Consider the following 22505-nt stretch of genomic DNA (forward strand, 5'->3'; position numbering starts at 1 on the left):
CGCTCGCACGGCATCACGGCTCACGCATCGTCGCGGTCGCGCCGCGGGATCAGCCGCCACGCCGTCGCCGGGGCGAGGGCGACGAGGGCGAACGTCAGCGGGAAGCCCATCCCGGCGACCCCCGCACCGACGACGGGCCCGACCGCCGACGCGGCGAGGAACTGTCCCGTGTTCTGGATGCCGAGCGCCCGCCCCGACCACGACGACCCCGCGGCCTCCGCCACCGACGTGTACGCGAGGCCGTTGTCGGCGACGCTGACCGTCGTCGCCACGACGAGGAGCGCGGCGCCCGCCGCGGACCAGCTCAGCGCGCCGGCGAGCGCCAGCGACGCCATGAGCACGACGCCGCTCGCCGCGACCCAGCGCAGCACGCGCACACGGCTTCCGACGCCGTCGCTCAGGGCGCCGACGCCGATGCGTCCGACCGCGCCGACGACCTGGGCCAGCCCGATGACGACGCCCGCCGCGGAGGTCCGCCAGCCGAGCTGCGTCACGAGCCACACCATCCCGAACGTCGAGAGCGTGAACTGCGGCAGCACGAGCAGTGCGGACAGGGCGTGAACCCGGACGAGGAACGCATCGCGGCGGTAGGGGTTGGCGGGTGCCGGGTCGGCCGTCGCGCGGGCAGCCGCCCCGGGAGGCGCGCTGCGCGGCGGGTTGCGCACGACGACCGCGCACGCGACGGCCAGCACCGCGAGCACGGCGGCCGCGACGACGAGCGGTCCGGCGACCCCGTGCGCGGACGCGAGCGCGGGCACCGCGAGCGCCGCGGCGGCCGCGCCGAGCGGCTGCGACATCTGCCGGATCCCCATGGCGAGGCCGCGCCGCGACCGGGGGAACCAGCCGACGACGACCCGTCCGCTCGCCGCGTTGGTGCTCGCGGCGGCTGCACCGGCCAGGCCGAACATCACGCCGAGACCCGCGAGCCCGTGCACCGGGAGCGTGGCGGCGGCGACGACGGCCGCGAGCGCCAGGCCTCCGGCGATGACGCCACGCTCGCCGCGGCGGTCCGCGAGCGCACCCCACGCGACGAGCGTCAGGACCATGCCGAGCGTCGGCGCGGACGCGAGCAGGCCAGCGCGCACCAGCGGGACGCCCTGCTCGACGTGCAGCAGCGGGATGAGAAACACGGGGATGCTCACGAGGAACGTCCCGGCCGCCTGCGCGGCCACACCGAGCGCCAGCATGGCCCACGCGGCGCCGGCGACGCGGTCGCGTGCCGGCTCGGGCGTCGCGCCGAACCCGGCGGGCTTCTCGTGCGGTGAGGGGGCTGTGGTCGGGACGGCCGGGGTCGTCATGGCACTCCTTCGCCGGTGTACGATCTGGGATACCACATTGGTATACCACCAGTCGGAGGAGCCCGATGAGCCCGTCCGCCCAGCAGTCCGCCTACGACGCGCTCCGGGCCGCGATCCTGTCGCTCGACCTCGCCCCGGGCGAACGGCTCAGCGAGCGCGGGCTCGAGGACCGGCTCGGCGCGTCGCGCACCCCGATCCGCGCCGCCCTGCTCCGCCTGCAGAGCGAAGGCCTCACACGTCGCGACGGCGGCTGGCAGGTTGCGCCGATCGACGTCGCCGAGGTGCGCTCCGCCATGGAGTACCGCGAGGTCGTCGAGGCGGGCGTCGTCGCGCTCGCCGCCCGGCGGGCGTCCGACGACGACCTGCGCGCGCTGCTCGCCGTCGCCGCGGGCAGCGGGGACGACGGCCAGAGCGCGGTCCTGCAGGACGGCACCGAGTTCCACGGCGCGCTCGCCGCGCTCACCGGCAACGCGTTCCTCGTCGCCGCGATCACCGACGTCCTCACGCGCCTGCACCGGACGCGGTGGCTCGAGGCACGCAGCGCCGCGGCACGCGCCACCGCCCGCGCCGAGCACACGGCGATCGTCGAGGCGCTGCTCGCGCGGGACGGCGCGCTCGCCACCGAACGGGTCGTGGCGCACAGCCGCGGGACCCGTGACCGCCTCCTCGCGATGCTCGACGCGGAACGGCAGCGCCTGCGCGGGACCGGGGTCGCGATCGTGGAGAGCACCGCGAGCCCGTGAGGACAGGAGCGACGGACCCCGCGACGAGCTCGCTCGCGGTGCGTCAGGGACGGACGACGACCGGACCCAGCCGCCGCTGGATGCTGCGCAGCCGCCCGAGCGTGCCCGCGTCGTCGTAGCCGGTGGTGGTCTGCCAGTCGGTGCCCGAGCCGTGGACGTCGCTCACGAACGCGATCTCGGCGGCCACGAGAGCCGACGCGGTCAGCCCGCGCAGGCCCGGGCCCACGATCTCCAGGTCGCGCAGGAACCAGGTGAGCCGCGCGGCCGGCCGGGGGGCCATCCTGCCAGTCAGCCCTGCAGCATCCGCCACACCCGGTCGCGGCTGAACGGCGACTCGGTCGGCCGCACGCCCACCGCGCGACGGATCGCGTTCCCGACCGACGCGACCACGGGGTTGAACGGCGACTCGCTCATCGACTTGGCGCCGAACGGTCCGAGGTCGTCGGACGTCTCCGCGAAGTAGACCTCCGTGTGCGGCACGTCGGCGAGCTGCGGCACCCGGTAGCCGCGGAAGGCCGCGTTGACGACGCGTCCCTCGTCGAGCAGCACCTCCTCGAGCAGCGCGCTGCCGAAGCCCTGCGCGACGCCGCCCTCGACCTGCCCGCGGCACTGCTCCGGGTTCATCACCGTGCCCGCGTCGGCGGCGTGCACGGACTGCAGGACCCTGACCTCGCCCGTCCGGACGTCGACCGCGACCCGCACGGCGTGGACATCGAACGCGAGCGAACGCAGGACGCCGTCCTCGCGCCCCTCGGCCAGGATGCCCGGCGCGTCGCCCACGTCGTCGCCGAAAGCGCCCACGAGCGTGCCGAGGACGACGACGCCGACCGGCGTCGCGACGCCGTCCGGCCCGAGCGTGCACTCGCCGACCGGGACGCGCATGAGGGACGCCGCGTGCTCGACGAGGCGGGCGTGCAGCGCGAGCGCGGCTGCGTGCACCGCCTTACCGGCGACGGTCGTGCCCGCGGACGCGAACGCCCCGGTGTCGTACGACGTGGCGTCGGTGTCCGACTGGTGCACGCGCACCCGGTCGGGCGTGGTCGCGAGGGCCGTCGCGGCGATCTGCGTGTGGACGGTCGTCGTCCCGTTGCCGAACTCGGCGGTCCCGACGCCGATCTCGTAGGTGCCGTCGCCGCGCAGGGTCACGGACGCGACGGCCCGGTGCCCGAACGGCGCCATCGTCGCGATCATGGCCGCCGCCATGCCCTCGCCGACCCGCCAGTGGTCCCCCGCCGGGACGGGCAGCGGGACCGACCCGTCCGGCGCGGGCTCGCCGGCACGGCCTCGCGCCAGGGCGTCCTGGGCGAGGTCGAGGCACTGGTCGAAGCCGTACGAGCCCCAGGCGAGGTCGACCTCGTGGTCCTCGTCGGTCGTGCGCACCGGGTCGCCGGGCCGCACGGCGTTGCGGCGCCGCAGCTCGAACGGGTCGAGGTCGAGGCGCAGCGCCAGCTCGTCGAGCGCCGACTCGACACCCAGCGCCACCTGCCCCAGCCCGTACCCACGGAACGCGCCCGACGGCGGGTTGTTCGTGTACACGGCGGTGCCGTCGACGCGGACGTCCGTGAACCGGTACAGCGAGATCGACTCCGCGACCCCGTGGAACAGCACGCCGCGCGAGTGGTTCCCGTACGCGCCCGCGTCGCTCAGCACGTCCACGTGCAGCGCCGTGAGGGTGCCGTCGGACCGGGCGCCCACCCGGACGCGGACCCGCATCGGGTGCCGGAACGTCGTCCGGACGAACTCCTCCTCACGCGTCATCTCGTACACGACCCGGCGCCGCAGCCGCAGCGCCGCCGCGACCACGACGTCCTCGGTGAGCATCTCCTGCTTGCCGCCGAACCCGCCGCCCACGCGCGCCGTGAGCACGCGCACCGCCTCGGGTTCCAGGTCGAACACGCGGCACAGCTCGTCCCGCACCAGGAACGGCACCTGCGACGACGTCCGCACCACGAGCCGGCCGTCGTCCGCGAACCACGCGACCGACCCGTGCGTCTCGAGCTGGGCGTGCGCCACGCGCTGCGTGCGCCAGGTCCCCTCGACCACGACGTCCGAGCCCGCGAGCGCCGCGTCCACGTCCCCGCGCTCGGCGTGGTGGTCGACGACGACGTTGCGGGCGGCGTCGTCGACGCGGTCGGCCGGGGTGCGGTCCGGGTGCAGGACGGGGGCGCCCGGCGCGCGGGCCTCCTCGGGGTCGAACACGGCAGGCAGCACCTCGTACTCCACGTCGACCGCGGCGCACCCCGCCTCGGCCGCCGCCGGCGACGACGCGACCACCACCGCGACCCGCTGACCCACGAACCGGACGGTGTCGTCCAGCAGGACGGTGTCGTCGGGGTCGTCGACGCGGTGCTCGTGCCGCCCCGACGAGTACCGGAACGCGGGCGCGTCCTTGTGCGTCAGGACGAGCTCGACGCCCGGTACCCGCTGCGCGCGGCTCGTGTCGATCGCCGTGATGCGCGCGTGCGGGTGCGGGCTGCCGAGGACCTTGACGTGCAGCGCGTCCGACAGGTCGAGGTCCATCGTGAACGGCTCCCGGCCCGCGACGACGCGCCGCGCGGCGGGCGGGTGCACCGATCGGCCGACCGCGGCGTCGGGCGCCGCCGTCGCCGGACCCCCGCCCGGGCCGCGGGGCGTGGGCGCCGCGTGGGTGCACGCCAGCCGCTCCCCCGCGCACGACGCCTCGACGCCCGCCCGCACCGCGTCCTCGACGGACCGGTACCCGGTGCAGCGGCACAGGTTGCCCTTGAGGCGGCGGGGCAGGTCGTCGAGGTCCTCCGGGCCGAGCGTCGACGCCGTGACCACCATGCCCGCGGTGCAGAACCCGCACTGGAACCCGAACCGCTCGACGAAGGCCTCCTGGACGGGGTGCAGGTCGTCCGGCTTGCCGAGCCCCGACGCCGTCGTGACCTCCTTGCCCGCCGCGCGCGCCGCCGGGAACAGGCACGAGTGGACCGGCAGCCCGTCGACCAGGACCGTGCACGCGCCGCAGTCCCCGGAGTCGCAGCCCTTCTTGACGTCGTCGTAGCCGTGCTCGCGCAGCAGCGTCCGCAGGCACTGGCCCGGGCGCGGGGTGACCTCGCGCGTCCAGCCGTCGACCGTGACGCGGAGGCTGCCCGGACCTGCGCCGCGCCGCCCGCTGCCGCCGGTCACGCCGCCACCTGCGAGCCGTCGGGCTCACGGAGCTCACGGAGCTCGCTCAGGACCTCGTCCGCGAGGACGGCGCTCACCCCGCGCCGCCAGTCGGCCGGGCCGTGCGGGTCGGTGAAGTAGGCGTCCACGGCCAGCACGTCGTCGCGCACCGCGCCCGCCTCGGGCAGCGCCGCGTACCGGAGCACCACCGGGCGGCTCGTCGCGGCCGTCACCGTGAGGACGAACGCGCCGTCCTCGTCGAGGCGCCCGATCACGACCGCGCCCGAGCGGCCGTGCGCGCTCAGCGCGATCTTGCGGAACGCCGTGCGCGCCCGCAGGGCGCGTCCCGGGATCTCGACCGCCCGCAGCACCTCGCCGGGCGCGAGCGTCGTCACACCGTTGCCGACGACGAGGTCCGCCACCGCGACCCGGCGCTCGCCGCCCTCGGCGGGCCACAGCACCGCCTCCGCGTCGAGCGCGGCGCACAGCGACACCAGCGCACCCGCCGCGAAGCCGTTGCAGACGTTCCCGCCCACGGTCGCGAGGTTCCACACCTTGAACGACGCCAGCAGCGCGTGGCAGCACTGCCCGAACAGCGGGTGCGCCCGCCAGTCGTGCGCCGCGGGCATCCGTGCCAGCTCCCCGACCCGGCACGTCGCCGCGACCCGCAGCCCGTCGAGCGTGCCCTCCCACGGGACCCAGCCCATGCCGGTGACGTCGACCAGTCCGGTGACACCGGGCTGCGGCTCCGAGAACATCCACGTGCCGCCCGCGACGAACCGCTCCCCCGGCGCGAGCACGAGGTCCGCGCGCTCGTGCGCCCGCCGGTACGTCTCGACGGTGACCAGGTCCACGCCGCCTCCTCGCTCCGCCGATCCGGCGGGCAGGAGCGCCGGTCCGGGTGCGCCCAGTGAAGCGCGCCGACGTGTCAGGGGTGTGACGCGGGCGTCACGGGCGCTGGTCGAGAACGTCTTCCAGGCCCCGCGAGCACGTGTTCCGAGCCCGTGGATCGTGGTGTAGGGGCCCGGATCACAGGTTCGGCGAAGGGGGTGGGGCGCGAGCCGACGGGAGACGGCCGTGGCAGTCAGCCCAGCGAGCCGACCCACTCCGCGGAGCCGTCGTCGAAGAACTGCTCCTTCCAGATGGGCACGCGGTGCTTGACCTCGTCGACGAGCGCCTCGACGGCGTCGAACGACGCGCCCCGGTGCGCGGACGCGACCGCGGCGACGATCGCGACGTCACCGATCCCGAGGTCGCCGTACCGGTGCACGACGGCGAGCCGCACGTCCGGGTGCGCGCCCGCGACCTCGGCCGCGACGTCGGCGATGACGGCCGTCGCGTCAGGGTGCGCCTCGTAACGCAGGCGCTCCACACCGCGCCCTTCGTCGTGGTCGCGGACCAGGCCCGTGAACGTCGCGACCGCGCCGCACGTGGCGTCGGCGACCAGCGCGACGAGCTCGTCGAGGACGCCCGTGAGCGAGGCGTCGACCACCTCGGCCCGCAGCACCCGTTCGGGAGCCGGGACGAGCCCCGCGGCGTCGGACGGGCGCTCGTGGTCGCCGCGAGCGCCCCCCGCGACCTGGTCGACGGCGTGCCCGAGGACGTCGTCGAGCACGGCCAGCCCGTCCCGCACGCCGCCAGGCGACCCGGGCAGGTTGACGACGACCGTGCGTCCGGCGACGCCGGCGAGGCCGCGGCTCAGCACCGCGGTGGGGACGACGTCCGCACCGCGCGCACGGATCGCCGCGGCGAGCCCGGGGAGCTCGCGGTCGAGCACCGCGGCGGTCTGCTCGGGCGTCGCGTCGGTCGGTGAGACGCCCGTCCCGCCCGTCGTGAGGACGACCTCGACCCCCTGCGCCACGAGGTCGCGCAGCGCCGCGCCGACGGCGTCGCCGTCCGCGACCACCCGCACGGGACCGACCTGCCAGCCGCGCTCCACGAGCCAGGCCGCGATCACCGGGCCGGTCGTGTCCACGGCGAGGCCCTGGGCGCCGCGCGTCGACGCGACGACGACTCCCGCCGCCCCGCGCGCCGGGGGCCCGGCGTGCGCCGCGCCGCTCACGCCTGCTCCTCGCGGACCCACGTGCCGGTCGTGCCGCCCGACTTCGCGACCACCTGGACGTCCGTCAGCACGGCCGCCCGATCGACGGCCTTGATCATGTCGTAGACGGTCAGACCCGCCACGGTCACGGCGGTCAACGCCTCCATCTCGACCCCCGTGCGGGACGTCGTGCGGACCGTCGCGGACAGCGCCACGTGGTCGCCCGACGGGACGACGTCGACGTCGACGCCCGAGATCGGCAGCGGGTGGCACAGCGGCACGAGCTCGTGCGTCCGCTTCGCCGCGAGGATGCCCGCGACCCGCGCGACCGCGACCGCCTCACCCTTCGGCAGGTCGCCCGTCGCGATCCGCGCCACGACATCGGGGCGCGTGCGCAGCACCGCAGTGGCGGTCGCCTCGCGGGCCGTGACGTCCTTCGCGGACACGTCCACCATGTGCGCTGCGCCGTCGGCCCGGTAGTGCGTCAGGCCGCCCGCACCGTCCCTGTCGTCCGCGTGCGTCGCGCGCGTCTCGTCCGTCATGCGATCTCCCAGACCTCGACCTCGTCCCCCGCCTCGAGGCGTCGGACGCCGACGGGGACCTGCACGAGGAGCGTAGCCGCGGCGTAGCGCGCCACGAGGTGCGACCCCGGACCGCCGACGAGCACGACGCGCCCGTCCGCGTCCAGCGCGCCCCGGCGCACCTGGTGCAGGTGCGGCGGCGAGTCGAGCGGCTCGGCGAGGGTCGCCGTCCACCGCCGACGCTCGGCCGGGACGAGCCCCGCAGCGCGGGCGAGGACCGGCCGCAGGAACGTCTCGAACGAGACCAGCGCGCTCACGGGGTTGCCGGGGAACGCGACGACAGGGACCGCGGTGCCCTCCGCGTCCGCGGCGACCCGGACGGTGCCGGCGCCCTGCGGGCCGCCCGGCTGCATCGCGACGTGCCCGAACCAGACGTCCCCCGCCCCGAGCGTCTGCCGCACCACCTCGTACGCGCCCGCGCTCACCCCGCCCGACGTGACGACGACGTCCACGTCCGCTGGCACGTCGGCGAGCGCCCGGGCCAGGGCGTCGTCGTCGTCGGGCACCACAGCCGTCGTGACCCGCGCGCCGACCTCCCGGAGCGCGGCCGCGAGCGCCGCGCCGTTGACGTCCGGGACCTGCGCGGGACCGAGCGACGCGCCGGCCGGGGCGAGCTCGGACCCCGTCGAGACGAGCAGGACGTGCGGCGCACGCCGCACCGCGACCTCGGCGACGCCGGCGGCGACCAGCGCGCCGAGCCGCGCCGGACCGAGCCGCTCCCCCGCCCGCACGACCACGTCGCCCGCCGCGAGATCGCTGCCCGTGGGACGCACGTACGTGCCCGGGGCGAGCGGGTCGCGGACACGCACCACGGACCCGGGATCGACGAAGCGAGCGGGGTCGGCATCTTCCACGCGCAGCACCACGTCGGCGCCGGCGGGGACGGGCGCACCCGTCATGATCGGCGCGGCCGTGTCGGGCTCGAGCGGCGCCGGGACCGTGCCCGCGGGAACGGGGTCGACGACCCGGAGCGCGACCGGCCGGTCCGGCGTCGCGCCCGCCACGTCGGCGGCGCGGAGCGCGTACCCGTCCATCTGCGAGTTCTCGAACACGGGCGAGGGCAGGGCCGCGACCGCGTCGCGCGCGAGCACCGGGGAGCCGTGGGCACCGGTGAGCAGGTCGGCGACGGCGACCACCTCGTCGCCGCGCGTCGCCAGGGCTGGCTCGACGAGCGCCGCGACGCGGTCCGCGTGGTCGGCCACGGTGCGGGGACGGTCGACGTGCTCCTGCTCGTCCTCCTGCTCGTGCGCGGGGCGCGCGGCGGACGGCTGCGGCCCGGGGGCGTGGGAGTCGGTCACATCGACGATCGTGCCAGGTGCACGGTCGGGCGTGGTTGCGGCGCCGTGCCGGGGGCGGTGCGGCGGGTCGTGCGGGTCGGCCACGTCGAGCCACGGCATCCCGGCGAGGAACGCGCTGTGCCGGGCGCCGAGCACCGCCCGGACCGGCCCCTGGTCGACGGCCCTTCCCCGCTCGATCACGACGACGTCGTCGGCGAGCGCGAGCACGTCGTCGAGGTCGTGCGTCACGACGACGGCGGTGAGCCCGCGGAGCACGTCCGCGACGACGCGGCGCAGGCGCGGCACGGACGGCTGGTCGACCGCCACGAACGGCTCGTCGAGCAGCACGACGTCGGGCGCGGCGGCGAGCGCCCGGGCGAGCGCGACGCGCTGGGCCTGCCCGCCGGAGAGCGAGCCGGGGCGGCGGCGCGCGAGCGTCCCCGCGCCGACGACGTCGAGCCAGTGGTGCGCCTCCGTGCGCGCCGTCCGGCGTGACGTCCCGGCCGACCGCGGGCCGAACGCGACGTTGCCGGTGCACGTGAGGTGGCCGAACAGGACGGGACGCTGCTCGAGCAGGCCCACGGCGCGGCGGTGCGCCGGGACGAGGACGCCCGTGGCGGTGTCGGTGAGAGCGCGCTCGCCGACGGCCACGCGCGCGACCGGGGGCACGTAGAGTCCGGCGACGGTCTGCAGGAGGGTCGACTTGCCGGCGCCGTTGGGCCCGACGACGGCGAGCGTGCGCCCCGCGGCCACGGTCACGTCGAGCCGGACGTCGCGACCGGCGTCGTCGATCGTGACCACGAGCGCGGACGCGGCGGGCGAACCGGACGGCGCGGCGGGCGAGCGGGGGGTCATGCGCGGTCCTTCGGTGCGGGGGCGTCGGCGGCGTGGGCCGAGGGCGGGTCGTCGGACAGGGTGTCGGACGAGGTCTCGGCGCCGCGCAGGCTCGTGCGCACGCCCGCGCGCAGCGACGACGTGCCGCCCGCCGCGTACACGACGAGGACGATCACGACCGCGACCCCGACGAGCAGCATGGACAGCGCGACGGCGGCGTCGGGGTCGACCTCACGCTGGAGGTACACCTCGAGCGGCAGGGTGCGGGTGACACCCTGGAGCGAGCCCGCGAACGTCAGGGTGGCCCCGAACTCGCCGAGCGACCGGGCGAGCGCGAGGAGCGCACCGGCTGCGAGGCCGGGCGCCATGGCGGGCAGCGTGACGTGCGTGAACACGCGCCCTGGCCGCGCACCGAGGGTCGCGGCGGCGCGCTCCTCGCGGTCGCCGCGCACGCGCAGGGCTCCCTCGACGGACAGCACGAGGAACGGCATCGCGACGAACGCCTGGGCGATCACGACCGCCGTCGTCGAGAACGCGACGGTGATCCCGAGGTGGCCGAGCAGCTCCCCCACCGGGCCCCGGCGCCCGAACGCGGCGAGCAGCGCGAGGCCCGAGACCACGGGCGGCAGCACGAGCGGGAGCAGGACGACCGCACGCACGACCTCCTTGCCCCAGAACCGCGACCGGGCGAGGACCACCCCGACGGGCACGCCGAGCACGATGACGACGGCCGTGGCCACCAGCGCCGTCTCGACCGAGAGCCGCAGGGCCGCGCGCGAGCTCTCGTCCGTCACGAGCGACCAGAACTGTCCCCACCTGACGCGCGACGCGAGCACGACGACGGGCAGCACGAGGTACGCCACCCCGAGCGCCCCGAGCACGAGCACCCAGGCCGGGGCGCGCGGTCCGACCACGCGCCCCCGGCCCTGCGGCGTCGGCGGGCGCGTCACGGTGCCGTCGTCACTTCGCGGTCGCACCGGGCGTGACGTTCGGGGTGCGCGGCACCCCGCTCCTCGTCGGCTCGCCGAACCCGGCGTCGGCGAGCACCTGCTGGCCCGCGTCGGACAGGACGTACGTCTCGAAGTCCTCGGCGAGCCCCGTCTTGCCGCCCTTCACGGGTGCGATCGGGTACGTGTTGACGACCGACTTCGACTCGGGGAAGTCGACCCGGGTGATTGACCCGGGGTCGGCCGCGAGCGCGCCCTGCGCGTCGGTCACGTAGACGAGACCGGCGTCGGCCTCGCCCGAGGTGACCTTGGCGAGCACGTCGGTGACCTTCGACTCCTCGCTCACGGGCGCGATGGTCACGCCCGTGACCTGCTCGAGCTGCGTCGCGGCCGCGCCGCACGGCACCTGCGGCGCGCACACGACGACCTTGAGGTCGGGGTTCGCGAGGTCTTGGAACGAGGTCACGTGGCCGGGGTTGTCGGACGGCGTCACGATCGTCATGGTGTTCGACGCGAACGCCTGGGGGGTCTGCGCGGTGAGGCCGGCATCCGCGAGCGTGTTCATGTTCGCCTCGTCCGCCGACGCGAAGACGTCGGCTGGCGCTCCCTCGCTGATCTGCGAGACGAGGTCCGACGAGCCCGCGAACGACAGCTGGACGTGGACGCCGGGGTGGTCCTTCTCGAACCCGTCGGCGATCTCGGTGAACGACGTCGTGAGCGAGGCCGCCGCGAAGACCGTGAGCGTCTGGGACGAGCCCGCCGTCTGCGTGCCGGACGCGCTCGAGCCGCTGTCTTCGGAGCTGCTGCAGGCGGCGGTGAGCACGAGCGCCGCGGCGCCGCCCAGAGCGAGGACGCCGCGCAGGGTGGGGGTGTTCATCCGAGTCCCTTCGGGGTGTCGATCATGACCGACGTCGCCTTGACGACGGCCGTGGCGAGCGTGCCGACCTCGAGCCCCAGCTCGTGGGCCGACTCCGCGCTGATGAGCGAGACGATGCGGTGGGGTCCGGCCTGGACCTCGACCTGCGCCATGACGCCGTCGACGGTGACCGCGGTGACGAGGCCGACGAACCGGTTGCGGGCAGACCCGGCGCCGCCGTCGCCGGGTGCCCCGGACCGGTCGCGGAGGTACGTCGCGAGCGATGCACCGTCGAGGACGAGGTGGCCGGAGGCGTCCGTGGAGCCGTCGATCGACCCCGCGGCGACCTGTCGTCGCACGGTGTCGTCGCTGACCCCGAGGAGGCGTGCGGCCTCGTGGACCCGCAGTTGCGTCATGAGGAGGACTCTAGCGTCGCACCTGCGGCTTGGAAGCAACTTCCCGCATTGCGAAGAGGCGACGTTCCGCCGATCGACGCCCGCTTTGCCCCGACCCGCGGCCGGAGCATCCGTGATCCGGGGCACAATCGGTCCATGGCCGCCGTCGTCTCGCTCGGGATCCCGCAGGTCGCGGGGCGCACTCCCGCACGCCCCGCCTCGGTCACCGACCCCGGGCTCGTCGACCGGTTCGGCCGCGTCGCGACGGACCTGCGCGTGTCGCTGACCGATCGCTGCAACCTGCGCTGCACGTACTGCATGCCCGCCGAAGGGCTACCGGCCCTCCCCCGCGACCAGGTCATGACCCGCGACGAGATCGTCCGGCTGGTCCGCGTCGCGACCCGCGACCTCGGCGTCCGTCAGGTCCGGTTCACCGGTGGCGAGCCCCTGCTGCGCGGCGACCTCGTCGAGATCGTCCGCGGCTGTGCCGAGCTCCCCGACCGCCCCGAGATCTCCCTGACCACCAACGCCGTCGGGCTCGACCACCGCGCGCAGGCGCTGCACGACGCGGGCCTCGACCGGCTCAACATCTCGCTCGACTCGCTCGACCCCGGCACGTTCGAACGGCTCGCCCGACGGCCCTTCCTCGACCGCACCCTTGCCGGCATCGACGCCGCCGCACGCGCGTTCGACCAGGTCAAGGTGAACACCGTGCTCGTCCGGGACGTCAACGACCACGAGGCCGCCGACCTGCTCGCCTGGTGCCTCGCACGCGGCCTCGAGCTGCGCTTCATCGAACAGATGCCGCTCGACGCCGACCACGCGTGGTCGCGCGGCACGATGATCACCGCGGCCGAGACCCGCGACCTGCTGTCCGCGCGGTTCGGCCTGACGCCCGACGAGGAGCCCCGCGACGGCGCGCCCGCCGAGCGGTACCGCGTCACCGCCCCCGACGGCACCCCGCTGGGCACCGTCGGCATCATCGCGTCCGTCACCGAGCCGTTCTGCGGCGACTGCCGCCGCACGCGGCTGACCGCCGAGGGCGCGGTCCGCGCCTGCCTCTTCGCGCACACCGAGACCGACCTGCTCGGCCCGCTGCGCGCCGGTGCGAGCGACGCCGAGATCGCCGACCTCTGGCGCGCCGCGATGTGGGGCAAGAAGCGCGGGCACGGCATGGACGACGCCGGGTTCCACCAGCCGGAGCGCACCATGAGCGCGATCGGCGGCTGAGATGACGACCGTGCCCATCGTGCCGAGCGCCGCGACCACCCGCGTCCACGTGCGGGCGTTCGCCGCCGCTCGCGCCGCCCTCGGCGCACCCGCGCTCGACCTCGACGTGCCCGCGCGCGACGCACGCGCGGGACACGTGCCCGCGACCGTGCACGACGTGGTGGCCGCCCTGCTCGCCCGGGTGCCGGACGCCGCCGACGTCGTCGCCCGCTGCTCGGTGCTCGTCGACGGCACCCGCTCGGACGCCGACGCCCCCGTGCCCGCCGGTGCGGTGATCGACCTGCTCCCGCCCTTCGCGGGCGGGTGACCCGTCCGGCGGCCGTCCGACCCGTACCGGCCGTCAGCCCCCCGTGACCTCCAGCAGGCGCTTCGACCAGAACAGCACGCCCCCCGCGAACAGCACGCGCTCGTCCTGCTCCACGGCGCGCAGCAGCCACGCGGACGTCACCAGCTGGTACGCGGCACCGAGCACCAGCGCGTGACCGAACAGGGCGTCGACGTCGACCGCGTCGGCCAGGTCCCACGCCTCCGCAAAGGTGCTCCGCGCCGCCGCGAGCTCGTCCGGCTCGACGTGCGAGAGCCACAGGTCGGCGTCGACGAACGGGTGCCCGACAGCGGCGTCGGACCAGTCGAGCAGGCACGCCGTACCGTCCGGGCGCAGCCCCGCGTTCGCGGGGTGCAGGTCGCCGTGCACGACGGTCTCCGGGATCCCGGTCGCGGTGATCGCCGCGGCGGCGTCCTCGACTGTCGGGGCGACGACCCGGAGCCTGTCGAGCGCACCGGCCCCGAGGGCTCGCGACGGGACGAGCCGGCCCGCGGCCCCCACCACGTCGAGCACGTCCGCGACGTCGTGCGCCAGCGTGCTCGGGCCGCGCACCGCGGCACCCGCCGCGACGACCTCGTCCGTCCGGCCCGCCCACGCCCGCTGGACGGCCGCGAGCGCGCGCAGACCTGCCGTGTTCGCCGCACGGACCTTCGCGTCGACCGGCCCGATGCCCGCGTCCGCGAGCAGCAGCCACCCGCGCTGCGGGTCCGCCGCGAGGGGGGACGGCAGGTGGTCGGGTGTGCGCGCCGCGAGGAGGGTGGTGAGCGCCGGCTCGGCGCCGAAGTAGGGCGTCACCGCCTTGGCGAACAGCGCGCCCCGGTCCGTCGGCACCCGCAGCACGAGCGAGATGCTCCACTGCTGGACGACCTCCGGCGCGCCCGTCGGGACCGCTCCCGACGCCCGCACCTGCGCGTCGACCCACGCGAGGAACGGCACGATGCCCCCCGGTCGCGCCCAGGGCGCGCGCTCCGCCGGGACGGGCGCCCCGCCGAGCTCGGCGAGCCACCGTCCGACCGCGCCACGCAGGCCCTCGGGCACCGCGAGAGCCGCCGGGTCGACGTCCCGAGCCGGGAGCCAGACATGTCCCGCCGGCGGATCGCCCGGCAGCGCGTCGAGCACACGCAGGACGTACCGGTCGCCGTCGTCCCCCTCCGCGCGACCCGCGCTGCGCAGGTAGCGGACGTCGCCGAGGAGCTCGGCGACCGGGCGGAGCACGTCGGGGACCTCGGCCCCGCCGTCCGTCGTGACGACGGGCAGACCGGCGCGGCCGTCGGTTCCGGGCCGGCGCACGAGCACCGCCTCGCCGGACGGTGCGGGCACGAGCAGGAGCTGGACGTCGTGGGGCACGCTCGGACGCTACCTGCTCGGGTGGGGGCGGGCGCCGCGCGGGCACCACGAGTGCTCCGGGCCGGGCGCCCTACGCGTCGTCCGCGGGGACCGCCAGCAGCGCCTCCACCCGGTCCACCTCGTCGGCGAGCTCGTCGACCTCGGCGCGGGTCGGGGTGCCGAACAGGTCGAGGTCGACCTTGCCCTGCGGCGTCGCGCGCCACAGCCCGGCGAGCGTCCCGTCGAGGAACACCGTCGCCGCGGTCCCGCCGTTGCTCCCGGCCCACCGCGCCCGAGCCTCGGGCGTCGTGGCGCGGTCCCGGCCCGCGTGCGCGATGAAGACGTCGTCGTAGGTGCCGAGCAGGCGCGCCGGCGCAGGGAGGTCGGGGTCTGCGAGCGGCAGGCCGGCGAGATCGTGGACGGTCTTGCCGTCCTCGGTCCGGTACGTGACGACCTCGTCCCCGAGCGCTTCGACGAGCGCCCGCGCGCCCGTGATGCCCGACCACGCGGTGAAGTCGGCGGCTGACGCCGGGCCGTACGCCGCGAGGTAGCGGCGCACCACGCCGGCGCCCGCGGCCCGCGTCGCGTCGGGATCGGAGTGGGATGCGTCGGCGCCGGGTGCGTGGGAGCCGGCGAGGGCGAGCCCCGTCCACCGGTCGAGCGTCTGGTAGACGACGCCACCGGAGCGCGCCCACAGGGCGCGCGGCGGCACCTGGACGAGCGGCTCGACGTACCGCAGGACGTTGACCAGGGCGCTGCCGGGCACGTCCGGGAAGCGCTCCTCGAGCGCCCGACCGAGCGCGCCCACCCGCAGAGGCCCGTCCTCCAGGACCTCCCGGCCCGCCCCGCGGACGGACGCGACGGGCAGGTGCGCGGCCGCGTGGGCGTTCCCGGCCGTCCGACCGGCGCGGTCGAGCAGCGGCCGGACCAGCGGGCGCAGCAGCACGGCGTCCTGCGGGGTGACGAGCCGGATCGTGCCGCGCTGGAGCAGCACCCGCACGAGCCGCCGGTCCGCGAGCGCCGCCGACGCCGTCCGCGGGTCGAAGCCGTCGAGCCGGGCGGCGAGCCCGAGGTAGGGCGGCAGAGGGTCCTGTGCCTGGAGCCCGACGAGGTGGCGCGACATCGACTCGGCGTCCGCGGACGGGTGGCCCGCGGGGACGCGTTCGTGCAGGTGCTGGCGCTGCCAGAGCGTCCGCCGCAGGACCCGCTCGGACACCGTGCCGGGCCTGCCGACGTGCTGGATCGGGGTCACCCGTCCAGGCTAGGTGGGATCACCGACACGCCGCCGTCACGGCGGGCCGTCACGTCCTGTGCGCGCGGCGCGTCACACCTTCGACAGGGTGGCCGCCGGCCGCCCCCACCCCAAGGAGACGAGCATGAGTCCCACGATCCGCGCCCAGGTCGTCCCGGTGTCCGACATCGCCGCCGCGAAGGCCGTCTACACCGCGCTCTACGGCGAGCCCCACACGGACACGCCCTACTACGTCGGCTTCGACGCCGGCGGCTTCGAGGTCAGCCTCGCCCCGGGCGACACGTCAGGCGGTCCGGTCGCGTACGCGGACGTCGACGACCTCGAGGCCGCGCGGCAGGCGCTGCTCGACGCGGGCGCCACCGAGCGCACGCCGCCCCAGCCCATCGGCCCGGAGGCGCGCGTGTGCGTGCTCGACGACGCCGACGGCAACGCGATCGGCCTCCGCGGCAAGTAGCGCGCGAGCGGGCGCCTCTTCCCGCCGAACGGGCGGTGATCCACCGGAAACGGTGGCGGTCTCAACCCACCAACGCACCGGGTCCGGCGAGGATGGCGTCTGTGGAGGTGGGCGTGGGTTTCACGGTCGAGCAAGAGCACGTGTTGTGGGAGCGGTGGCGGGCGGGTGACTCTGCGAGGCTGATCGCGCGGACGATCGGGTCGAACCTGGATGCGGTGCGCCGCTTCCTGAGTGCGACGGGCGGCGTGCGTCCTGCGGCACGTCGCCGTAGTCCTCGGCATCTGAGCTCTGCGGAGCGCGAGGAGATCTCGCGTGGGATCGCGGCGGGTCTGTCGGCGCGGGCGATCGCGGAGCGGATCGGGCGGCCTTCGTCGACGGTGTCTCGCGAGATCTCCCGCAACGGCGGCCGCGAGGCCTACCGCGCGGCTACCGCTGACGCGGCGGCTTGGGACCGTGCGAGAAGGCCGCGTCCGTCGCGCCTGGCCTCGAGCCCCGCACTGCTCGCGCTGGTTCGCGGGAAGCTGGACGCGGACTGGTCGCCCCAGCAGATCGCGATGTGGTTGCGGCACCAGCATCCCCACGATGCGTCGCGCCGGGTGTCGCACGAGACGATCTACCGCAGCATCTACGTCTCCGGGCGGCGCGAGCTCGGGCCCGCGCAGGCCAGACGGTTGCGGTCTGGGCGCTCGGTGCGTCGCCCGCGCGGGAAGCAGCAGTCGCACGGACGCGGGCGGCTGCGGAACATGGTCTCGATCCATCACCGGCCAGCCGTCGTCGCCGAGCGGGCCGAGGTCGGGCACTGGGAAGGCGACCTCGTGATGGGATCGCGTCCCTCGGCCGTCGCCACGCTGGTAGATCGCAGCACGAGATTCGTGCGGGTCGTGCCGCTACCAGACGGCATCAAGGCTGACGCGGTGCGCCGCGCACTCATCCGGAACCTGTCAGACCTTCCACCGGCCTTGAGGCGTTCGCTGACCTGGGACCGCGGCCGCGAGATGGCAGAGCACCAAGAACTGGCCGCAGAGCTCGGCATGGACGTCTACTTCTGCGACCCCCGGAGCCCGTGGCAGCGTCCGAGCAACGAGAACACGAACCGGTTGCTGCGCCAGTACCTACCCAAGCGCACCGACCTGCGCCCCTACTCCGCACGCGACCTGGACGACATCGCCCACCGGATCAACACCCGACCCCGCCAGGTCCTGGACTGGTCGACCTCGCACGACCTGTTCTGGCCGTTGCTGCTCGCCGCACGCGGGGCGGACGTGAACGCGTCACCGGCGGGTGTCGCGTAAGGCGATCCCTCACTGGGACACCGGGCGGGTGCCGCCCGCCATGGCTCGTCCCGCGAGATCGCGCCATTCTCGGATTCCCGTAAGACCCGCCCTTAAAACTGCCCGTTTAAGGGGTGGCAAACGCTACAGTCACGCTCATGCTCATCGGCTACGCCCGCGTCTCGACCCTCGTCCAAGACGTGACTGCGCAACGCGACGCTCTGCGGGCCCTTGGCGTGGCCGACGACAGCATCTATGTCGATCACGGCCTCACCGGGACGAATCGCGCACGCCCCGGCCTGCGTGAAGCACTCGCCGCGGTCCGGGCCGGCGACACGCTGGTCGTCACCAAGCTCGACCGCCTTGCCCGCTCGCTGCCCGATTCACGAGACATCGCCGACGAGCTCACCCGCAAGGGAGTCGCTCTCTCACTGGGCGGCAGCGTGTATGACCCGAGCGACCCCGTGGGTCGCCTGCTGTTCAACGTCCTCGGCATGGTCGCCGAGTTCGAAGCCGACCTGATCCGCATGCGCACCCGCGAGGGCATGGCCGTCGCCAAAGCGAAAGGCCGACTCCGGGGCAAGAAGCCCAAGCTCAGCCCCGCGCAAGCCCGGCACCTCGTCGCCCTCCACCAACAAGGCAGCCACACCAGCGCTGAGCTTGCGGAGCTGTTCCAGGTCGCACGGTCCACCGTGTACCGCACCATCCAACGCACCGGCGGACCCGCAACGACGCCGACCAGCCAGCAGCCGTCCACGACATAGATCCGTCCCTGGCGGGCGGCGCATCCACCCTGCTGCGTCGCTGCCCCTCACGCTGCGGCGCGCGCGGGGCTTTCGTCAGGAGTGAGTGCGCTCTGGCTTCTGGCGCCGCCCCCACACTTGTCGCCACTGGTCTAGGTGTGGTGGCTCATGAGGTGTCACGGTGACGGGTGAAGTTCACGGGGTTACGGAAGTCCGCGACCAGATTTGCCCTACTGAGGGCACGACCATGATAGAACTTCCTCGCCGGGGGCCAAAGGGTGCATTCCGGTTCGGGGCCCGGGGCGTTCCCTGGCCTGAGCTCGACTCTCACAAAGGAGTGTCAGTAGATGCGCAATACCAAGCGGGCAACTGCGATCGCAGGTGTGGCCCTGATGCTGTTCGGTATCGCCTAGCCGGCCTTCGCCGCCGACCCGAAGTACGACTTCACCGCGAAGTTCAAGTACAGGCTCACCTCGGACGGCTTCCACTCTGGCAAGGGAACGAACACGTTCTCCTTCACCTGCACGGCAGGGAACAAGCAGCAGTACTCGGTCGTGTTCTACCGCGAGAAGGTGCTCGGCGACGACAAGGCAGGGACGCTCACCCTGACCTGCGACACCAGCAAGCCTCAGAGCGGCACGTGGACTGCTCCGGCGAGCGACGACTACCACTTCGTGATGACGAAGTCGGACAACGACGTCTATATCGTCGGGAGCGGCTACGACCAGCACCCGAGCTGATCCCAACTCCGGTCGATAGGTAGGAGGTCACCCAGTGACGCAGATTTGGCGCATCTACAACGGCTACATACCTTTCATGCTCGTCGGGCTCGCCGTGTGGGCCGCGACCGGCTATGTGGTATATCGGGTTCGGGTGCGACGAGGTCAGCCGCGAGCTGCGGAGCGGACGGTTGGCGACTTCCTGCTTTCGGCGTACATCCTTGGGCTGCTGGTAGTCACCATGGGGCCATCGTCGGGCGCGGAGCGCTCGGTTGAACTGATGCCGGGCAGCAGCTTGATGGATTTTGTCCACAAGCCCGACATCACTGCACCGCTGGTCGAGGTTCTCCTGAACATCGCCATGTGGATCCCTCTGCCAATGCTCGTGGGCTACCGGTTCCCAAAGCTAGGGGCATGGCCGCTGCTTTGGGTCGCGGTCGTCGGCGCCACAACGCTTGAAGTGCTGCAACTGATCCTTGGCATCGGGCGTGCAACGAGCGTGGACGACGTGCTCGCCGCAGCCCTCGGGGCTGGGATTGGGCTGGGCTTGCGAGCGTTGTTTCGCTCCGGGCGCGGACGGAGAGCTGGCCACGACGAGGTGCGGGGCGAGGGTGCTACCGCGTCGGCATAACAACCGAGATTCGAGCACCTGACACCAAGTCGAAGGAGGAAGGTGACGCCCCCGCGGGCATCCGCAGGGGCGCCACCTCGCCGTGTGCCGCGACGGCCCAGACCTTCGGCACACCAGCGCCGTGGGTTCCGTCGGTGGCGAACAATGGTCCGGCCGGACTTCCTCCCTTGAACAGCCCGCGAGACGCGCACACCTAAGGGCCGAGCAACCCTCTCAAGCGGCCAATAGATCGGGCGCAAATTCCGTCCGGACCCGCCGCGGAGGCTCGATCACACGCCATTGACGTTAGTAGCTCTCCAACCAGGTGTCCCCCGTTGGCGACTTCAGCGTCGGACCATTCACCGGAACGCAAGACATGTCGGCAACGACGGTAGTGAACCGACCTGGTCTCCAGCGATGCGTTGGTGGGTTGATGCCACCGTCGTTTCGGGCGGATCACCGCCCGTTCGGCGGGGAGGGGGGAGGCGGGGACTACCGGCCCTGGTGCTCGCGGATGCGGGCCGCCGCCTGCGGCAGCACCTCCGCGAGGTCGCCGACCACCGCGAAGTCGCTGATCTCGAAGATCGGGCACTCGGGATCGGCGTTCACGGCCACGATGACCTGCGACGCCTGCATGCCGCCGCGGTGGTGCGGCGCGCCCGAGATCCCGGCCCCGACGTAGAGGCGCGGCGCGACGGTCACGCCGGTCTGGCCGATCTGCGCGTCGTGGCCGATCCAGCCCTCGTCGACGCAGTCGCGCGTCGCACCGACGGCCGCACCGAGGGCGTCGGCGAGGTCCTCGACCGGGGTGAAGTCGCCGAACGTGCCCCGACCCCCGGCGACGACGACCGCGGCCTCCGCGAGCGCCGGTCGGCCCGACGCTCCGGCCACCACGTGCACCTCGCGCGACGTGGGCACCGACGCGAGCGCCAGTGCCGACGGGCTCACGTCGAACCCCTCGACGTCGACCTCCACGGGTGCGTCGGCGGGCGCGGCGACGACCGCGTTGGCGCGCACGGTGACCACGGCCTTGTCGGTCACGACCTCGCAGACCGTGTCCCACGACCCGGCGAACACGCGCTTGCCGCCGACGACGTGCCCGTCGTCGGACGTCGTGACGGACGCCGCGTCGACGATCAGCCCGGCACCCGTGAGCCAGGCGAGGCGGGCCGCGGACTCCTTGTTGGGGAAGGTCGCGGTGAGCAGGACGACGTCCGCGTCCGACACCTCGACGGCCCGGGCGAGGACCTCGGCGACGAGCGGGGTGGACGTCGCGGCGGCCTCGGCTCCGAGCGACCCGCCGCCCTTCGCCTGCCGGACGAGCTCGACGCCGTACGAGCCGAGCTGCGCGAGCGTGGCGACGCTGGGCGACCCGATGCTCACGGCCTCGACCCGTCCCAGCTCGCGGGCGACGGTGAGGAGCTCGAGCGCGGAGCTGGACAGCTCGGTCAGGGGCGTGTCGAGCAGGACGAGGACGGTGCGGTTGTGCTGCGGTGCCATCGGGACGCCTCTCAGACCAGCTCGTTGCGGATGAGGTACTCGGCGAGCGCGATGCCGCCCTCGCCCTTGTCGACGACGATCTCCGGCTCGGGCCGCTCGGGCCGCGGCTCGGCGGAGAGCGTGCGGGTGCGCGGCGTCGTCAGCGTGGCGACGTCGAGGCCGAGGGACCCGGCGGCGTCCGCGACCTCCGCGAGCGACCAGACGTCCACGTTCTTGGTGCGCGCCGCCATGATGAGCTTGAAGTTCGGGAACCGCGGGTCGTTCGCGTGGTCCGTGACGGACACGACGGCGGGGCGCGGGACCTCGACCTGCTCGGTCGCGCCGTCGAGCTCGCGGGTCGCGCGCAGCACGGGCGCCCCGGAGGCGTCCTGCGCGAGCTCGAACGCGGTGACCAGGCCGACGGCGGGCCAGCCGAGCGCGGCCGACGTGATCGTCGGCACGACCGACCCCAGGCCGTCGAGCGCCGCCATGCCGGTGAGCACGAGGTCGACGGGCCGCTCCGCGGCGAGCGTCGCGACGGCCACGGCCACGGCGCCGGCGGTCGCGAAGTAGTCGGCGCCAGCGAGCGCGTCGTCGGTGACGCGGACCGCCCGGTCGGCGCCGAGCTGGTAGGCCTTGCGGAGGGCCTGCTCGGCGTCCGCGGGACCGACGGTGAGCACGACGACCTCGCTCGCGGCGCGGTCCTCCTCGCCGAGGGCCTCGACGAGGCGCAGGGCCGCCTCGACGGCGTTCTCGTCGAGCTCGTTGAGGGTTCCGTCGTCGCTCGTGCGGACGACGCGCCCGTCCACGAAGCCGCGGTCGGACTGGATGTCGGGCACGTACTTCACGGCGACGACGATGCGCAGGGCGCTCATGCCGGGCTCTCCTCGCGTTCGACCGGGACCGCGCCGGGGTCGGCGGCGGTCGGGACGCCACGAGCCTACCGGCGCGGTCCGCGGCGCGGACGTGTGCCCGCTGGACGGACGCGCGTGACC

23 protein-coding genes are annotated in these 22505 nt (G+C 74.6%); 8 read left to right on the forward strand and 15 right to left on the reverse strand.

Annotated elements, in window-relative coordinates; all coding sequences use genetic code 11:
- Positions 1-20: 20 nt before the first annotated feature.
- On the reverse strand, positions 21-1298 hold the full coding sequence (locus tag CLV34_RS15765; protein ID WP_211289499.1) for an MFS transporter: 1278 nt from the start codon (positions 1296-1298) through the stop codon (positions 21-23).
- A gap of 65 nt (positions 1299-1363) precedes the next feature.
- Between CLV34_RS15765 and CLV34_RS15770 the strand changes: the two genes are divergently transcribed.
- Entirely contained in the window at positions 1364-2041 is a 678-nt protein-coding gene (locus tag CLV34_RS15770; protein ID WP_100351271.1) for a GntR family transcriptional regulator, read from the forward strand.
- A 43-nt stretch (positions 2042-2084) separates the two neighbouring features.
- Here the strand turns inward: CLV34_RS15770 and CLV34_RS15775 are convergent, their stop codons facing one another.
- From CLV34_RS15775 to CLV34_RS15815, 9 genes are all read right to left on the reverse strand, one after another.
- A complete protein-coding gene (locus tag CLV34_RS15775) occupies positions 2085-2321 on the reverse strand; it encodes a P-loop NTPase family protein (RefSeq protein WP_100351272.1) in 237 nt (78 codons plus the stop codon).
- Between the two features lie 8 nt (positions 2322-2329).
- Positions 2330-5191, reverse strand: a complete 2862-nt coding sequence (locus CLV34_RS15780) for a molybdopterin-dependent oxidoreductase (protein ID WP_100351273.1) — start codon at positions 5189-5191, stop codon at positions 2330-2332.
- A complete protein-coding gene (locus CLV34_RS15785; protein WP_100351274.1) occupies positions 5188-6024 on the reverse strand; it encodes an FAD binding domain-containing protein in 837 nt (278 codons plus the stop codon). The genes CLV34_RS15780 and CLV34_RS15785 overlap by 4 nt, the downstream gene beginning before the upstream one ends.
- A 230-nt stretch (positions 6025-6254) precedes the next feature.
- On the reverse strand, positions 6255-7232 hold the full coding sequence (locus CLV34_RS15790; RefSeq protein ID WP_100351275.1) for a molybdenum cofactor biosynthesis protein MoaE: 978 nt from the start codon (positions 7230-7232) through the stop codon (positions 6255-6257).
- Entirely contained in the window at positions 7229-7753 is a 525-nt protein-coding gene (gene moaC, locus CLV34_RS15795) for a cyclic pyranopterin monophosphate synthase MoaC (protein WP_100351276.1), read from the reverse strand. The genes CLV34_RS15790 and moaC overlap by 4 nt, the downstream gene beginning before the upstream one ends.
- The gene (locus CLV34_RS15800; RefSeq protein ID WP_100351277.1) at positions 7750-9924 is read right to left on the reverse strand and encodes an ATP-binding cassette domain-containing protein; all 2175 of its coding nucleotides are present in this window, start codon (positions 9922-9924) and stop codon (positions 7750-7752) included. Before CLV34_RS15800 ends, moaC begins: the two co-directional genes overlap by 4 nt.
- The gene (locus CLV34_RS15805; protein WP_100351278.1) at positions 9921-10853 is read right to left on the reverse strand and encodes an ABC transporter permease; all 933 of its coding nucleotides are present in this window, start codon (positions 10851-10853) and stop codon (positions 9921-9923) included. Before CLV34_RS15805 ends, CLV34_RS15800 begins: the two co-directional genes overlap by 4 nt.
- Positions 10854-10863: 10 nt before the next feature.
- Positions 10864-11727, reverse strand: a complete 864-nt coding sequence (gene modA, locus CLV34_RS15810; RefSeq protein WP_100351279.1) for a molybdate ABC transporter substrate-binding protein — start codon at positions 11725-11727, stop codon at positions 10864-10866.
- Entirely contained in the window at positions 11724-12122 is a 399-nt protein-coding gene (locus CLV34_RS15815; protein WP_100351280.1) for a TOBE domain-containing protein, read from the reverse strand. The genes modA and CLV34_RS15815 overlap by 4 nt, the downstream gene beginning before the upstream one ends.
- Before the next feature lie 135 nt (positions 12123-12257).
- On the opposite strand from CLV34_RS15815, the gene moaA reads away from it, so the two are divergent.
- Together moaA and CLV34_RS15825 are read left to right on the forward strand one after the other, a co-directional pair.
- Positions 12258-13331 (forward strand): GTP 3',8-cyclase MoaA, encoded by a 1074-nt coding sequence (gene moaA / locus CLV34_RS15820; RefSeq protein WP_100351281.1) that lies wholly within the window; start codon positions 12258-12260, stop codon positions 13329-13331.
- 1 nt (position 13332) lies between these two features.
- Complete coding sequence (locus CLV34_RS15825; protein WP_100351282.1) at positions 13333-13638, forward strand: MoaD/ThiS family protein; 306 nt, start codon at positions 13333-13335, stop codon at positions 13636-13638.
- 33 nt (positions 13639-13671) lie between these two features.
- Here the strand turns inward: CLV34_RS15825 and CLV34_RS15830 are convergent, their stop codons facing one another.
- Both CLV34_RS15830 and CLV34_RS15835 read right to left on the reverse strand, forming a co-directional pair.
- Positions 13672-15003: a phosphotransferase gene (locus CLV34_RS15830; RefSeq protein ID WP_100351283.1), complete on the reverse strand. Its 1332-nt coding sequence runs from the start codon at positions 15001-15003 to the stop codon at positions 13672-13674.
- A 70-nt stretch (positions 15004-15073) separates the two neighbouring features.
- A complete protein-coding gene (locus CLV34_RS15835; protein ID WP_100351284.1) occupies positions 15074-16234 on the reverse strand; it encodes a winged helix DNA-binding domain-containing protein in 1161 nt (386 codons plus the stop codon).
- A 124-nt stretch (positions 16235-16358) separates the two neighbouring features.
- Between CLV34_RS15835 and CLV34_RS15840 the strand changes: the two genes are divergently transcribed.
- From CLV34_RS15840 to CLV34_RS15850, 3 genes are all read left to right on the forward strand, one after another.
- Positions 16359-16688 carry a VOC family protein gene (locus CLV34_RS15840; RefSeq protein ID WP_100351346.1) on the forward strand — a complete coding sequence of 110 codons (330 nt, stop codon included), beginning with the start codon at positions 16359-16361 and terminating at the stop codon, positions 16686-16688.
- Positions 16689-16801: 113 nt separating this feature from the next.
- On the forward strand, positions 16802-17980 hold the full coding sequence (locus CLV34_RS15845) for an IS30 family transposase (protein WP_425436260.1): 1179 nt from the start codon (positions 16802-16804) through the stop codon (positions 17978-17980).
- Between the two features lie 137 nt (positions 17981-18117).
- Entirely contained in the window at positions 18118-18723 is a 606-nt protein-coding gene (locus tag CLV34_RS15850) for a recombinase family protein (RefSeq protein WP_100351286.1), read from the forward strand.
- Positions 18724-19111: 388 nt separating this feature from the next.
- Here CLV34_RS15850 and CLV34_RS17245 read toward each other — a convergent pair whose 3' ends face one another.
- Positions 19112-19240, reverse strand: coding sequence for a hypothetical protein (locus CLV34_RS17245; RefSeq protein WP_281255213.1), 129 nt, complete (start codon positions 19238-19240; stop codon positions 19112-19114).
- A gap of 16 nt (positions 19241-19256) precedes the next feature.
- Between CLV34_RS17245 and CLV34_RS15855 the strand changes: the two genes are divergently transcribed.
- Complete coding sequence (locus tag CLV34_RS15855; RefSeq protein ID WP_100351287.1) at positions 19257-19442, forward strand: hypothetical protein; 186 nt, start codon at positions 19257-19259, stop codon at positions 19440-19442.
- 34 nt (positions 19443-19476) lie between these two features.
- Positions 19477-20052 carry a VanZ family protein gene (locus CLV34_RS15860; protein WP_100351288.1) on the forward strand — a complete coding sequence of 192 codons (576 nt, stop codon included), beginning with the start codon at positions 19477-19479 and terminating at the stop codon, positions 20050-20052.
- A 471-nt stretch (positions 20053-20523) separates the two neighbouring features.
- Here CLV34_RS15860 and CLV34_RS15865 read toward each other — a convergent pair whose 3' ends face one another.
- On the reverse strand, positions 20524-21531 hold the full coding sequence (locus tag CLV34_RS15865) for an electron transfer flavoprotein subunit alpha/FixB family protein (protein ID WP_100351289.1): 1008 nt from the start codon (positions 21529-21531) through the stop codon (positions 20524-20526).
- Between the two features lie 11 nt (positions 21532-21542).
- Complete coding sequence (locus CLV34_RS15870) at positions 21543-22376, reverse strand: electron transfer flavoprotein subunit beta/FixA family protein (RefSeq protein ID WP_100351347.1); 834 nt, start codon at positions 22374-22376, stop codon at positions 21543-21545.
- Positions 22377-22505: the final 129 nt, after the last annotated feature.

It is taken from the genome of Luteimicrobium subarcticum, assembly GCF_002798015.1.
Lineage (GTDB): Bacteria > Actinomycetota > Actinomycetes > Actinomycetales > Cellulomonadaceae > Luteimicrobium > Luteimicrobium subarcticum.

What these genes read in the sequence shown, in the direction of transcription:
- CLV34_RS15765 (WP_211289499.1), bottom strand. Translation starts at nt 1,298, where the DNA reads ATGACGACCCCGGCCGTCCCGACCACAGCCCCCTCACCGCACGAGAAG.
- CLV34_RS15770 (WP_100351271.1), top strand. Translation starts at nt 1,364, where the DNA reads ATGAGCCCGTCCGCCCAGCAGTCCGCCTACGACGCGCTCCGGGCCGCG.
- CLV34_RS15775 (WP_100351272.1), bottom strand. Translation starts at nt 2,321, where the DNA reads ATGGCCCCCCGGCCGGCCGCGCGGCTCACCTGGTTCCTGCGCGACCTG.
- moaC (WP_100351276.1), bottom strand. Translation starts at nt 7,753, where the DNA reads ATGACGGACGAGACGCGCGCGACGCACGCGGACGACAGGGACGGTGCG.
- CLV34_RS15800 (WP_100351277.1), bottom strand. Translation starts at nt 9,924, where the DNA reads ATGACCCCCCGCTCGCCCGCCGCGCCGTCCGGTTCGCCCGCCGCGTCC.
- modA (WP_100351279.1), bottom strand. Translation starts at nt 11,727, where the DNA reads ATGAACACCCCCACCCTGCGCGGCGTCCTCGCTCTGGGCGGCGCCGCG.
- CLV34_RS15815 (WP_100351280.1), bottom strand. Translation starts at nt 12,122, where the DNA reads ATGACGCAACTGCGGGTCCACGAGGCCGCACGCCTCCTCGGGGTCAGC.
- moaA (WP_100351281.1), top strand. Translation starts at nt 12,258, where the DNA reads ATGGCCGCCGTCGTCTCGCTCGGGATCCCGCAGGTCGCGGGGCGCACT.
- CLV34_RS15825 (WP_100351282.1), top strand. Translation starts at nt 13,333, where the DNA reads ATGACGACCGTGCCCATCGTGCCGAGCGCCGCGACCACCCGCGTCCAC.
- CLV34_RS15840 (WP_100351346.1), top strand. Translation starts at nt 16,359, where the DNA reads ATGAGTCCCACGATCCGCGCCCAGGTCGTCCCGGTGTCCGACATCGCC.
- CLV34_RS15850 (WP_100351286.1), top strand. Translation starts at nt 18,118, where the DNA reads ATGCTCATCGGCTACGCCCGCGTCTCGACCCTCGTCCAAGACGTGACT.
- CLV34_RS15865 (WP_100351289.1), bottom strand. Translation starts at nt 21,531, where the DNA reads ATGGCACCGCAGCACAACCGCACCGTCCTCGTCCTGCTCGACACGCCC.